The 14,268-nt window shown below is 46.3% G+C and carries 8 protein-coding genes, 2 tRNA genes and 1 pseudogene; 3 read left to right on the top strand and 8 right to left on the bottom strand.

Features of this window, described 5'->3' with window-relative positions; all coding sequences use genetic code 11:
- Window positions 1-37: 37 nt before the first annotated feature.
- On the bottom strand, window positions 38-1,975 hold the full coding sequence (locus tag ACZND6_RS09280) for an autotransporter outer membrane beta-barrel domain-containing protein (RefSeq protein WP_489524596.1): 1,938 nt from the start codon (window positions 1,973-1,975) through the stop codon (window positions 38-40).
- A 267-nt stretch (window positions 1,976-2,242) separates the two neighbouring features.
- Between ACZND6_RS09280 and ACZND6_RS09285 the strand changes: the two genes are divergently transcribed.
- The 3 genes from ACZND6_RS09285 (at window position 2,243) to ACZND6_RS09295 (ending at window position 6,742) form a co-directional block, all read left to right on the top strand.
- Entirely contained in the window at window positions 2,243-4,036 is a 1,794-nt protein-coding gene (locus tag ACZND6_RS09285) for an IS1634 family transposase (RefSeq protein WP_337582884.1), read from the top strand.
- A 569-nt stretch (window positions 4,037-4,605) separates the two neighbouring features.
- Entirely contained in the window at window positions 4,606-6,399 is a 1,794-nt protein-coding gene (locus tag ACZND6_RS09290; RefSeq protein ID WP_489524597.1) for an IS1634 family transposase, read from the top strand.
- Window positions 6,400-6,502: 103 nt separating this feature from the next.
- Window positions 6,503-6,742 (top strand): hypothetical protein, encoded by a 240-nt coding sequence (locus tag ACZND6_RS09295; protein ID WP_489524598.1) that lies wholly within the window; start codon window positions 6,503-6,505, stop codon window positions 6,740-6,742.
- Window positions 6,743-6,873: 131 nt separating this feature from the next.
- On the opposite strand, the gene ACZND6_RS09300 is transcribed toward ACZND6_RS09295, so the two are convergent.
- From ACZND6_RS09300 to tig, 7 genes and pseudogenes are all read right to left on the bottom strand, one after another.
- A tRNA-Asp gene (locus tag ACZND6_RS09300) sits at window positions 6,874-6,950 on the bottom strand.
- 1 nt (window position 6,951) lies between these two features.
- A tRNA-Val gene (locus ACZND6_RS09305) sits at window positions 6,952-7,027 on the bottom strand.
- 39 nt (window positions 7,028-7,066) lie between these two features.
- Window positions 7,067-7,357, bottom strand: a pseudogene (locus ACZND6_RS09310) (HU family DNA-binding protein); the annotation flags it as partial.
- Between the two features lie 330 nt (window positions 7,358-7,687).
- The gene (gene lon, locus ACZND6_RS09315; RefSeq protein ID WP_008811355.1) at window positions 7,688-10,108 is read right to left on the bottom strand and encodes an endopeptidase La; all 2,421 of its coding nucleotides are present in this window, start codon (window positions 10,106-10,108) and stop codon (window positions 7,688-7,690) included.
- 238 nt (window positions 10,109-10,346) lie between these two features.
- On the bottom strand, window positions 10,347-11,672 hold the full coding sequence (gene clpX, locus ACZND6_RS09320) for an ATP-dependent Clp protease ATP-binding subunit ClpX (RefSeq protein WP_489524599.1): 1,326 nt from the start codon (window positions 11,670-11,672) through the stop codon (window positions 10,347-10,349).
- A 28-nt stretch (window positions 11,673-11,700) separates the two neighbouring features.
- Complete coding sequence (clpP, locus tag ACZND6_RS09325; RefSeq protein ID WP_489524600.1) at window positions 11,701-12,330, bottom strand: ATP-dependent Clp endopeptidase proteolytic subunit ClpP; 630 nt, start codon at window positions 12,328-12,330, stop codon at window positions 11,701-11,703.
- Between the two features lie 117 nt (window positions 12,331-12,447).
- The gene (gene tig / locus ACZND6_RS09330) at window positions 12,448-13,833 is read right to left on the bottom strand and encodes a trigger factor (protein WP_118631540.1); all 1,386 of its coding nucleotides are present in this window, start codon (window positions 13,831-13,833) and stop codon (window positions 12,448-12,450) included.
- Between the last annotated feature and the right edge of the window lie 435 nt (window positions 13,834-14,268).

Raw genomic sequence — 14,268 nt, forward strand, 5'->3', positions numbered from 1 at the left:
GTCTCTCGAAATAAGGGGCTGGCCCGGGAGACCAAATTTAAAAAATCGTAACCTGTTCCGCGGAACAGGGAATGTTGTTCCAAGACCGTATCCTGCGACACGCAGTGGTTCCTTCCATTAAGTTGGCTCGCATTTTCTGCTTGTGGCGGTTAAAGGTCAGCACTGTATCAACGTAGGCATCCTCCTTAAACCACGTCAGATAGGCCTTACCGCCAAAAGAATGAATGTCTGTCTTCCCCGCGTCTCCCTCGACCCTAATGTTCCCGTCAGTCATGCCAAGTTGGGCGCCGATAATCCAATTCTGATCGATTTTTTTATCGGTACCAAAAGAAACGGTCGAATATCTCAGTCTGCTGCCAACGGATGAATAGGAAGCAAAACGTCCCTTCTCGTATCTGCCTAAAACATAAGCTCCGTCAGATGCGCCTCTTCTTAACTCACCCGTTCTTTCCTGAAGGTCCGCCAGCGAACTGAGGTATTGAACGACAGCGGCACCCGAACCAACAACAGAAAGCACGGTTTTACCCGAACGAGACAAGCCGACTTCAGGTACTTCGGGAGCGGGCGCCGGAATCGAAGGAGTTTCACCCGGATCGAGCGGAGGTACAGTCGAATCATTCGGAGGAAAGACAGGAAAAATGGGTTTTTCTTCTTTTTCGGAAGTAATTAACCAAACTCTTTGATCTTCATACTCAACCGGCTGGATATCCAGCTTATATTGAAAGGGTCCGGCTTCTACCAAGCCGCCATTGCCCAAAACAAATTCGGACCTGTTAGCACTGGGCAGAGCGTCATCAAAACTAAAAACATGATGGACTAACTTCGTCTCCGTAAGGCTCGCACCGCTGGTTCCTAGATAAACAGAGTGAACGCCCTCTGCGTCTCCACTCTGACGGATACTTCCAGCCCTTCCTCCCGGAAGATAGAACGCCGCCCCCGTTCCCTTGAGGCTTTGAATTTCCAGAGGACGAAGGCCTTTGTCGCTTCCAACTTCTATAACCGCACCTTCCGATACGGTCAGCTCTGTGACGTTGGAATGCATCGCGTTTTGCCAAATGCTGCCGGCGCCCAAAGAAATATATGAACCTCCCTTTCCCTCTTGAAAATCCGTAAAGACAGCACCGTTTAAGACACTTCTCTCGCCTAAAGTAATATCCAGCCTCGCACCATTAATAACCGAGACTGCATCAGCAAATTTTAGGCTTCCTTCGGGGAGAACAGTAAAAGACGCAGACCCGCCAGTCTGTTGAAAATTCAATTTTTTTAAGGCGATATTCCGGCTTTCAATTTCAACTTTTCCGCTTCCGTCTATCAGCAAAGCCTTATCAAAAATCATTGAATCGGATGACTTTGCTTTGAGTGTACTTTGAGCGCGGACTGTTATTTCTCCGCCGAATAGAACGTCTCTTGTTTTTAATTCTTTCCTCTCATCAAGACCGATATGAACGTAAGTTTCGTAACCTTCGTCCAAGTTAGAAACAAGAATATCGCGATTGATCATTACGGTTGGAGCATCAATGATCAGAGCGCCATCAAAGATCCATAAAGGAAAAAGACCTGAGTGTTTCTCCTTTTCAGTCAAAATCTGAACACTTTCTGAAGCTTTCAGCTCAGCTTTGCTTCCAGCGCCCATCCACCCGATTGAGCCGTAGAGGATGATTTCTTTGGCCTCCAGAAAGGCGGAAGCCCCCTCTCCCAACGTAATTGAGTACGGATCTTTGTGGCCATCCAGAACCCCGGGCTGCGGTTTATTGAGGATAATCTTCTCTCCCGCCGAAATATGGACGCTGTCTTGATATCCAACCTGGACTGCTGAACCAAAACCTTTTACTGAAACAGACTCAGGTGTGAGAACAAAACTGCCCTTGTCCGCTTTGAAAATTAAATTTTTACCGTGAGTTGCGACAGAATTGCCGAGGATGTTGCCTTCGGTCCAAACATTCCAAGTTATTTCAGTTTCTTGGGAAAAGAACACGTAGTCTCCTTTGCCAACAAAATCCTCAAGTTCTTTTCTCAATACATGCTCTATCGGGGCAGAATGAATCCGCTTATGATTAGGAACATACTCCTTAAATAAATATTCGTTTGCATCGGTTGATGCAAAGCTTGAACCTGAATTCCTCAGTTTCTAGGTGATATTTTCACAATTTTTCTCATTTATTCTGTAGCCCATTGATTCTTAGCTCTTTTTGGGTAGCTGAGGGATTGTTTTGTTATTTCTCATAGGGGATAATTATCCCCTATGAGAAATACTCTATCTCCTATGAAGTCAGATGTGCAAAGCCAGGAAGACACCTTCCTTGCTACAGGATCGATTTCGCCGGTTTTTATTAAGAATAACCACGGGATTTCCTATGCCATCTTCTATAAAAACCAATGGAAAGACAATAAATGCGAGAAGCTTTTCCAGAAGACGGTAGGCAGAGTTTTAGATGACAACTCAATCGAGCTGGGGAAACGGTTTCTTAGTCAGTACCCGTCGCTAAAAGGATGCCGTGCAAAGCTAGCGGGAAGACAAGTCCGGCTTTCCGGCGGAAATGTCTCTGCCTTACCTCCGCTGGCTAACATGGCTGAGCAAAGGCAAGCCTTTTTCCGTGAACTTGATCAAGACACTCGTTTATCTGCCGGTGCATCATACGTATTGTGGGAAATCGCCAAACAAAATCATGTCGCTGCTGACTTAGAGGCAGTGTTTGGGAAAGACACAGCCTCCCTTCTTCTTTCGCTGTCGATATTTTTTGCCACCGATCCCGGTGCTGTGGCTTCCGAATTTGAGATTTACAGCCACCATACCTGGCTGCCCGGTCCTCCTGCAACTTCTCAGCAAATTTCCGACCTTTTTCAGCAGCTCTCAAATCCGGAGATTATGGCCTTTCTAAAAAGGCGGTTATTCCGCTCACAGCAAGATTCGGAAGGAGGCGTCTATTGGAGCTTTGATACTACCTCCATCTCTTCGTATTCCGAAACCATCCGAAAAGTCTCTTACGGATATAGCAAAGAAAATCCCGAGCTTCCACAAATCAACCTGGGCTTGATTGTCTCCGAGAGCTCGGGAGAGCCGTTGTATTACAAAGTTCTCGAAGGCTCCTTAAGCGATCCTTTGGCGTTAAGACAAATGTTGGTCGACACCGCAAACTTAAAAAGCTCAGATGTTAGTTTGGTGATGGATCGGATCTTTAGTTCTCCGACCTTGTTAGACAGGCTTTATGAGCAAAACTTGGGATTTATCTGCGGCTCCAAGACTAATCTTTCTTACTGCAAATCCGTATTGACCAACTTTGAACCCCTGCTAAGAGTCGGCGGTTTAGACACCTTCTTGGACGAATACTCCGTGCAAGCCAAGACTGCGTCAACGACCTGGACTTATAGAGATCCGACAACCGGCCATCAGGAACGTCGCTCCCTCTTCATTCATGTTTATTTAGATCCGTTCCGCGCGGCTTGCGAAAGAGAATCGCTTCTGAGACGACTTAAGGCGGTTGAGAAAAAACTTTTAGAGAAATCTGCTCTGAACGATGCGGACAGGGATCTTCGCAACCGTTTCTTTAATAAGGGATCCTTGGGATGGAGTTACAGCCCCGAACGGTGGAGAGAAAACGAGAAAAAGTTCGGTTTATTTATCTTGGTTTCTAATACCGTTAAGAAGCCGGCAGAGGCTCTCAGAATCTATCGGCAAAGAGACATCATTGAAAAGAACTTCAATAACCTCAAAGAACGCTGCTCAGGTCGACGTATGCACTGTCAGGAAAGCGCCCTTGAAGGGAAGGTTTTTGTGCTGTTCCTCAGCTTGATTCTGCTGATGAACTTAAAGATGAGGTTCCATTTGGCAAGAGAAGCTGCCGGAAGGCTGAAAACTCCTCCGAAGTACCTACCGGACGACATCCCTGATTTTTTAAGGATGATGGAAACTATCGATGTAACCAGCAGGAGTTCTGAAGAGAACAATTCTTTTTACTGGGACCTCATCCCTAAGAAGCTGCGGGATACTTTAGAAAGCCTAAAAATACCTGAGCCCCCAAGATTTATTATCACCTAGGAGGCTCGGAATTCAGGCTTGAACCAAAAACTTGGGACGGAGAAAAAGCCGTGAATAATGAAAGAAGTACGGCGTTTGCGGTTTGCGCTTTTATTATCTTTCTTGGGTGCTTCATGAGATCCTTTTTCGTTATTTCTTACATTCTTTAGTTCTCACCACAGACAAAAGGTGAGCCGAAAGAAGCATTCAAGAGCGGCGAATTATAGGGGTGTCTTTAAGACGAAAAAGCGCGGAAAAATGAAGCAAGCTAAACTTATATCAGTTTTGTACGTACAATTTTTTAACTATCTTCTTGAATAAAAGTCAACAAAAATGACAAATAAGACAGATTGTGAAAAATGTTTTTCTTTGTAAGCCTTCTATAGATAAGTCAATTTTTGAATTTCTAACCTAGAGAAATCTATTTTTTAATGTTATCTATTTGATTTTAAATGTTTTTAATGGAACTGAAAAATTGCAAAACTAGAGAACCAAAAGTTTAAAAATCATACTAAATCCTTTTATTTCAGTGGAATAGAAGGATTTTTTATGTTATACTAGATTATCTAATTAGATAATCTATTTTAATCATGAAAACGCCCAAACTTCCGCCGCTCATCATTAAAAAGAGTCCTTCGGCTTTCTATGTTTACACCTACAAGAACAAATGGGACCCGGAGAAAAAGAGAAGTTACCGCGCCAGCTTCAAGAAAGTCGGCACTGTCACCTCAGGCGAGAAAGAGGGAAGAATCCGATGGGATGACCATTTTTTAGCTGAGCGCCCGGAATTGAGGGACTTTATCTGTGAACGCAAAGGTAAAGATTATGTCTTTACTCCCATGAACGAAGGCGGCTTTACGCTTTCTCAGGCAATGGAAGTCAAACAACTGCACGCGGGAGCTACCTGGGCACTGGATCAGCTCGTTGTTCAATCTCCCATTGGAGAAGCTCTCAAAACAGCCTTTCCTCAGCGCCGGGACTATCTAAAAGTTTTATCGATTGCGTACTTCATAATCCTTAACCAAGACAACAATATTTCTAGGTATCCGACCTTTGCCGAAGCAACCCGTCTGCCGTGGGGAGGGCCTTTGCATCCCTCCTCAATAGGCAGGATTTTTAGGAAAATCAAAAAACAACAGATAGAAAATTACTTCTCAGCTGTACAGGAAAGCTTAATAGAACAGAAGAAAAAAGTTGGGGACGATGACAAACTGACATTGGCTTTAGACTCGACTTCCATTTCCAGCTACGCTAATAAACTGCCAAACGTAGAAAGAGGCAGGAATAAAGACGAGGACAACCTTCCTCAAATTAATCTGCTGATGTTGGTTGAGTCCAAAAGCGGGCTGCCCATCTTCTATCGAACCTACGATGGAAACGTTCCGGATGTACAAACTGTCAGACGAGTTATCGCTGATAACTCGCGACTAGGCATCCAAAATGTCGTCCTTGTGTCTGACCGCGGCTACAGCGGCACAAGAAATATCAATGACTGCCTGAGAAATAAAGTCGGATTTCTGTTCAACATGAAATGCGGGGTGTTAGGCAGTCTTACCCAGGAACTCATTGATGAAGAAAGACTCAATCTCCAGGACCTAAACCGAAGGGATTGGTATACCCAGGTCTTCCAGGTGACAAAGAAAATCAACTGGATTTACGAGCCTAGTCCTGTAAAAAACCAGAGATCCACAAGAAAGACACAGGAAACTGCGGAGCTTTACTGGCACATCTACTTCGATCGACAAATTGCTGAGAACGCCAGACAAGGACTGTTCGAGAGAATCGATCGCGTACAGGAAAAGATAGCCAACGGTAAGGCGCTCGATGAAAACGAACAAACTCTATTGGAAGAAGTCTTTGAAAAACATGAGCAAGACAACGCCGTCAGCTACACCGTCGACAATAAAAAAGTAGACCAAAAGCTCCGCTACAAAGGTTATAGAGTGCTCGTGAGTGACGAAATATCTGATGCCGGAAAAGCTTGGTGTGCTTACCAGGAACGCTGGATCGTTGAAGATACGTTTAAAACGCTCAAATCTCGCTTGGGCTGCTCTCGAAACCGAGTCTCTGATAACGAGTCATTAACCGGCAAAACATTTGTGCAGTTCTTGGCGACCTCTATTGCAATGATCGTCAGAACGAGACTGAGAAAATACAGTGAGGAGTGCAAAAAGAACACCGCCTTGCCGATGGTTTATGACGGAGACTGCAGAGTTCTGGACTCCTTGAACAATGTGATGCAGACCAAATTCTGCGGAGGCTATTACTTCGGAGAAATCGCAGGGAAAAGAAGGAAGTTATTTGAAGCTCTCGGGGTTCCTGTTCCTGACGCTGAGCCGGAAAAGGAACAGGATTACGATGACGAAGAAGAAACAGAATTCTAGGGAGGCCGCCTTAAGTTCAGAGGCCGGCCTCTGCTAGATGCTCTAAATTTTGCAATATTTCAGGTTCTTGGCGACCTCTATTGCAATGATCGTCAGAACGAGATTGAGAAAATATAGTGAAGAGTGCAAAAAGAACAGCACACTGCCGATGGTTTATGACGGAGACTGCAGAGTTCTTGACTCTTTGAATAATGTGATGCAGGCCAGATTCTGCGGAGGTTATTACTTCGGAGAGATCGCCGGAAAAAGAAGGAAGTTATTTGAAGCTCTCGGAGTTCCGGTTCCCGACGCAGAGCCGGAAAAGGAACAGGATTACGAAGACGAAGAAGAAACAGAATTCTAGAGAGGCCGATTTGGTTCAGAGGCCGGCCTCTGCTAGAGGCTCTAAATTTTGCAATATTTCAGAATGGAAGTTAAAACGCTTCGACTAAAAAAAGAAAAGCCCCGTGAAAGAACCTCACAGGGCTGGAATCTTGGCGGAGTGGACGGGACTCGAACCCGCGACCCCCGGCGTGACAGGCCGGTATTCTAACCAACTGAACTACCACTCCTTGGTGGATGCTGAGAGTCTCGAACTCCCGACCTACGCCTTGTAAGGGCGCCGCTCTACCAACTGAGCTAAGCATCCTTCGTTATTAAGATCTCGCTGTCTCAATCACGAAAGATTCTATTCTACTACATCTTTTAAATTTTTGCCAGCAACAAACTTCGGAACTTTACGGGCCGGAATATCAATTGATTTATTTGTCCGAAGATTGCGGCCTTTGCGAGCTGCACGCTCGACAACAGAAAAAGTACCAAAGCCGAGTAATTGGACTTCTTTGCCGTTCTGCAATGCATTCGTAATTGTGTCGATCATCGCATCAACAGCGCGCTGTGCTGCAAGTTTGGAAATGTCGCATTTAATTGCGACGGCTTCTATGAGATCTGCTTTATTCATCATTCCCTCCGAGAGAGATAAAGGGGTAAATAAACTCTGATTCGTTAATCATAGCAGTATTTGTGGGCAAATTAAAGGTTTTCTAGGCAATTCTTCCCATTTGTGAGGCAAATTTTCTTATCTGGCCTGAGGTTGTTGATTAACTATGAGTCTGTTTTATTGAATTTGCCCCCATATTTTTACAAGTTTCAAACCCATCCTTTTAAGTTCCAAAACCAACAAATGATTTCGAAATTGACTACCTGAACAGAGCTTGAGTCGGTCGAAATTTGTTACATAAATTCAATCGGTTTGAGTCTGGGTAAAAAATAAGAGGGCCGAAGCCCCCTCCTCTTAAACCAGTTGATCTTAGTTGCGCGCAGTCGATCCCGTAGCTGAAGTTCCCACTTCAATCTGCTGTTTCGCAGTGATAGGCTGCTCAATTGTCTGAGGTAACGCTTCAGGCTGCTTGGATAAACCGTACTGGAACACTTCGTCAATGGTGCGGACAGGACGAATCACCAATCCTTCCTTGACGTTTTCAGGTACTTCCTCCAAATCCTTCACGTTTTCTTCCGGTATTAGCACTTCTTTGATACCGCCTCGAAGCGCCGCCAAAAGCTTCTCTTTCAAACCGCCGATCGGAAGAACTTCGCCTCTCAGCGTAATCTCACCGGTCATAGCCACTTCAGCCTTGACAGGAATACCCGTCAGAGCGGAAACCAAGCCCAGCGTGATAGCGGAACCCGCACTCGGACCGTCTTTAGGCACAGCTCCTTCCGGGAAATGGACATGAATATCCGTCTCAGAGATTTGCTTGTAGGTAATGCCCAAACGAGAAGCCCTCGAACGAACCACTGTACGTGCAGCTTCTACAGATTCTTTCATCACATCGCCCAAAGAACCGGTACGTGTTATTTGGCCTTTACCCGGCATTGTTGCGACTTCGATCGTAAGCAGATCGCCGCCGACTTCCGTCCAAGCAAGACCTGTGACTTGGCCGACTTGATCGCCCTTGTGCATGACACCGAAGTTGTAGCGACGGACACCGAGGAAGTAGTCAAGATTGTCGGAGTTGGCGACCACCTTTCCTTTGGTCTTCTTCAAAAGGATGTCACGGACCGTTTTACGGCAGATCTTATTGATCTCGCGCTCTAGGCTGCGGACACCTGCTTCGCGGGTGTAGTAGCGAACGATGTCAACAATCGCAGAGTCTTCGATCTCGAGTTCGCCCGGCTTCACACCGTTCAGTTTCATCTGTTTCGGGATCAGATGTCTCTGAGCTATGTGGAGCTTTTCATCCTCCGTGTAACCGGAAAGATGTATCACTTCCATACGGTCAAGCAGCGGAGCCGGAATGTTCATGGAGTTGCTAGTCGCAATGAACATCACATGTGACAGATCGAAATCCACTTCTACATAGTGATCCTGGAAAGTGTTGTTCTGTTCAGGATCCAGCACTTCCAAGAGCGCAGCCGCTGGGTCGCCTCTGTAGTCCATACCCATCTTATCGACTTCGTCGAGCAAGAAAAGCGGATTATTGGTTTCCGCCTTAGTAAGACTCTGGAGAATTCGACCCGGCATGGAACCGATATAGGTTCTTCTGTGACCTCGGATTTCGCTTTCATCTCTTACGCCGCCTAAAGCCAAACGCACAAACTTACGTCCGGTTGCGCGGGCGATAGACTGGCCCAAAGATGTCTTACCGACTCCGGGAGGTCCGACTAAGCAGAGGATCGGAGATTTCACATTCTTGACTCGGCTTTGAACCGCTAAGTATTCAAGAATGCGTTCCTTCACCTTCTCAAGACCGTAATGGTCTTCTTCCAAAACGGCGTCTGCCTTGATGAGATTCGTGTTCACACGAGTTCTCTTGCTCCACGGCAGAGAAATCAGCGTGTCAATGTAATTTCGAATCACATTGGCTTCCGCGCTGTTCTGACCCTGCATACGGAGCTTCTTGAGTTCGCCGAGGGCCTTTTCCTCGCCTTCGGGACTCATCTTGGCAGCTTTAATCTTGCGCTCGATTTCCTCAAATTCTTCGTCGGTATCGCCCAATTCTTTCTGAATGGCTTTTACCTGTTCATTGAGGTAATAATCGCGCTGGTTCTTTTCCATTGCCTTCTTCACACGGCCGCGAATACGCTTTTCCGTCTGCTGAATGTCAACTTCTTCCTCGAGCATGTCAAAAAGAAGTTCAAGACGTTCCTTTGTTCCAACCGTTGCAAGCAGATCCTGCTTACGGGAAGGAGAAAGAACCAGCAACTGGGCAATGGATGTGATGAGCTGTTCCGGATCGGTTAATGAAGAAATCCGATTCAGCTGATCGTTCGTAATTCTCTTATTGTTCTTTTGGTATTCGGTAAAGGCTGTCAGGATCGTCCTGCGCAGCGGCTCAAAAGTGCGCTGGGAAATTCTATCCTGAGGAATGTCTTCCACCTCAGCAAAAATTTGCTCGTCTTCTTTGTACTGAGTAACTCGGACACGGCGAATACCCTCTACCAGGACTTTGAAAGTACCGTCAGGCAGCTTCAAAGACTGGACGATACGCGCAACCGTACCGACATCAAACAGATCATCGGAAGATGGATCTTCGATGCCTGCATCGCGCTGTGCGACGAGCAAAAGCTCTTTGTTCGCCTTCTCAGAAGACGTGACATTGCGAAGAGCACTAAGCGACTTCTCGCGTCCGACGAAGAGCGGCACAACCATCTGAGGGAAGACAACAATGTCTCTCAGCGGCAACACCGACATCATCGGATTTGAATTAGTTGTACGTTTCTGAATCATCTAAATCCTTACTGCTAAAAAATACACTACGTAAGTTACTACTTGGGGACGCTTGAAAAAAAATCAAGGGCGCCAAATATTTAAAAATCGTTTCTATACTGTATCAAAAGTAAAAGGCCCCTCGCCTTAAGCCTTTCAAGATTTTGTGGCTATTTTGGGGACCTTAATCAAGGGATGGTGGATAAACAGACCATCCAAGGAGAAAAAAGGAGGTGCCGAAGCGACCTCCTATTTACCGTTATTTAGTGATGAACTCGGCTTGTCCGTCTCTCATCGTGGAGGCTTTCACCACCACTCTGGCGACGTCTTTTCTGCTCGGAATCTCAAACATAGCAGAAAGGAGTGCATTCTCAATAATGGACCGCAGGCCGCGGGCTCCGGTCTTTCTTTCCTGAGCCATTTTGGCTGCTTCTTTGAGCGCATCCGGTTCGACTTCGAGAACAACGCCTTCCAATTCGAACAATCGTGCGTACTGCTTCAGGACCGCATTCTTCGGTTCGGTCAGAATGCGAATCAGCGCTTCTTCGTCTAGGTCATCCAACGTTGCAATCACCGGGAGACGTCCGACCAACTCAGGAATCAAGCCGTAGCGAACTAGATCCTTAGCTTCAATATCGCGGAGCACTTCGCCTTCGCTTCTATCGTCGGCCCCCTTAACATCGGCTTCAAAGCCGATGCCGCTGCGCTCGGTTCTTCTGCGAATGATCTTATCCAAACCTTCAAATGCGCCGCCGCAAATGAAGAGGATGTTCGAAGTATCGACCGGAATATTGTTTCCCTGAGGATGCTTTCTTCCGCCGGCAGCCGGAACATTGGCAACGGTACCTTCAACGAGCTTTAACAAAGCCTGCTGAACGCCTTCGCCGGATACGTCGCGGGTAATAGACGGGTTCTCACTCTTGCGGGCAATCTTATCGATTTCATCAAGATAGATAATGCCCATCTGAGCGCGTTTGAGGTCCATATTGCAACTTTGCAGAAGCTTCAGGATCACGTTTTCGACGTCTTCACCGACGTAGCCGGCTTCTGTCAGAGTCGTTGCATCTGCAATTGCAAAAGGAACATTCAGCATTTTGGCCAAACTTTGAGCTAAAAGCGTCTTGCCGGAACCTGTCGGACCGATAAGAAGAATGTTGCTCTTCTGAATCTCAACTTTTTCGTCGGAATCATCTCCGATGAATTTGCTTCTAAGACGTTTGTAATGGTTATAAACCGCAACAGAAAGAACCTTCTTCGCCTGTTCCTGACCGATCACATATTGGTCAAGATTGGCATAAATTTCTTTCGGCGTTGGCAGTTCTCCGTACAAAATCGGATCCTGCTTTTCTGCCTCTTCTGCTTCGGCTTCTTTAGCGGGGGCTTCGGAACCTGCGTTCTTATTGTGAGCTTCGAGATATTGGTAGCGCTTCAAAGCTTCTTCAACCACACCGGAGTAACGAGCAAGCTCTTCAGTACATTCTTTACAAATGTACTGATCTCCGATGTTTGACTTATAAATTTCAGAGTACTGTCCCTTTTTGGCTCCGCAAAAAGAACAGACGGGTCCCTCTTTGTTATCGCTCATAACTTCCTTAAATCTTTAATCCGCAAAATCAATTATTTCTAATGATTTGCTCGGAACGTTTTCTAAATACGCCGTCGATAATTCCGTATTCCACTGCCTGTGCGCTGCTCATGAAATTATCGCGTTCGGTGTCGACCGCAATCTTTTCAATGGACTGGCCGGTATGTTCGGACAGGATTGTGTTCAAACGGCTGCGCAACTCCAAGATTTCTTTCGCCTGAATTTCAATGTCTGCAGCGGTTCCGTTTGTACCGCCGGAAGGCTGATGAATCATGATGCGGGAGTTCGGCAGTGCAAAGCGTTTGCCCTTCGCACCTGCAGCAAGCAGGAACGCACCCATGGAAGCAGCCATGCCTAAGCAAATGGTGGAAACATCTGGCTTGATGAACTGCATCGTATCGTAAATGGAAAGACCGGCGTAGACGCTTCCTCCGGGGGAATCGATATAGAGCGAAATATCCTTATCCGGATTTTCACTTTCCAGGAACAGCAGCTGAGCAACGACCAAATTGGCGCTCTGATCAGTCACCGGTCCTACCAGGAAGACTACGCGATCGCGTAACAGGCGGGAGTAAATGTCAAAAGATCTCTCTCCGCGTCCGCTCTGCTCGATAACCATCGGTATAAGTGCAGAATTAAAGTTTGAAAAGTCGGGCATACGCGTCTCCGTGGTTTGTAGTAGTTTTCAATGACAAACGGCAAGGACTAATGAGTACCTTGCCGACTTGTTTGTATTTTTCAGAGGCATTTTATTGCCTCTGACGCCTGAAATTGATTAAGCCTGCTGACCGCGACCCATCAGGTTTTCAAAAGAGATCGGTTCTTTCTTGACCTGAGCGTTCTTCAGGATCCAAGCGACGACATTGTTTTCCACAACAACCGCGGCAAGCTCAGCTTTGTGCTGAGGGTTGTTGAGGTACCAATCAACGACTTCTTTCGGATCCTCATAGCTCTTGGCGATGTTGTCGGCCAAAGCTTTGATCTGTTCATCAGTAGAAGTAATCTTTTCTTTCTCAACAATAGCGCTGATTTGCAGTCCAAGACGAACTCTCTGCTCAGCTTGGTCAAGCATGGCGTTGGCAGGAATGCTGTCGTTGGGGAGGTTAATTCCCTGAGCCTTCATGTTTTCGATGGCGTCGTGGACCAGAGCCTCTCTCTGTTCTTCAACAGCAGCGTGCGGAACCGGGAACTTGGCAACGGACAGAAGAGCATTCATGGCGCTCTGCTTAGTACGTGCTTCAAGACGAGCTGTCACTTCGCGCTGGAGGTTTTCTTTAACGTCAGCCTTGAGTTTGTCGATACCATCGTTAACGCCGAGGTCTTTTGCGAACTTGTCGTCAAGGGCGGGAAGAATTTCTTCGTCAACTTCTTTCAGCGTAACTTCGAACTGAACTTCCTTGCCGGCAAGGTTCTTGGCAGGATAGTTTTCAGGGAAAGTCAGGTTGAAAGTCTTGGTTTCGCCGGCTTTCATACCGCGAATCGCGTTTTCGAATTCGGGGAGCATTCTGCCCTGGCCGAGAGCGAAAGCGTAGTCTTTAGCTGTACCGCCTTCGAAAGCAACGCCGTCAAGAGTGCCCTTGAAGTCAACGATAACGCGGTCGCCGTCAGCAGCAGCCTTGTCAGCCTTTTCGAAAGTGGCGCGCTGTTTGCGCATAACGTCGAGTGTCTTTTCAACGTCAGCGTCTGTCAGTTCGCATTCGTATTCTGTAACGGAAGCGTCTTTCATGTCAGGAACTTCGACGTCAGGGAAGACTTCGAAAGTAGCTGTGAAGGACATTGTGTCTTCATTTTCAGGAGCGCCTTCGGTCGGAGCGATATCCGGGTAGCCGGAGACGTGGTATTTGCCTTCCTGAACTTTTTCAACGAAAGCGGCAGAAACGAGTGCGTTGATTGCATCAAACTGAATTTCCTGACCATAAGCGGCTCTGACCATAGCGGCAGGAGCATGGCCGGGACGGAAACCGTGGAATTTAGCTTTCTTTGCTTTTTCGCGAAGAGCTTTAGCAACACGAGCATCGAGTTCTTTACGAGAAATCGTCAGCTCAATGGTGCGCTGAAGAGGATTCGGCTTAACTTCTTCGGCTTTTGTTTCTTCAGCCGGAGCTGCTGTGGCTTCTGTTTTTTCCTCTACCTTTTCTTCTACTTTGGTTTCTTCTGCCATTTAAATATTTCCTTTCCGGATATGCCCGAAGGGGGCTTGTTTATAGAGTGGAGAAGCAGTGCTTCCCTGCTTGATCGTCGGATTATAACTGTAAATGAACGAGATACAACTTAAAACATGTAAAGTTTGATGAAATTTATAGCTATTGATTATCATTATCAATTAGGAAAGAATTTAGCAGTATTTACGATCATTTTTTCCTTATCTTTAGAAATTCAACTTGAACGTTAGTTGAAAAGGTTCTTCACACCACGAATAGAATCGAAAAATTTTGAAGAGGTTTTACTCAAAAGACGAATTGCAGTATCGGGCAAACTTCATCTCTTATATGTGTTACACGAAAGTTTCTTGATGTCCTCCTGCCCTGCCTCATTTGTGGAAGAATTTGCCTAACGCTAATAGTTAGCTCACAAATTTTTACGCTCATTTTGATTT

Source organism: Parasutterella sp., assembly GCF_057870745.1.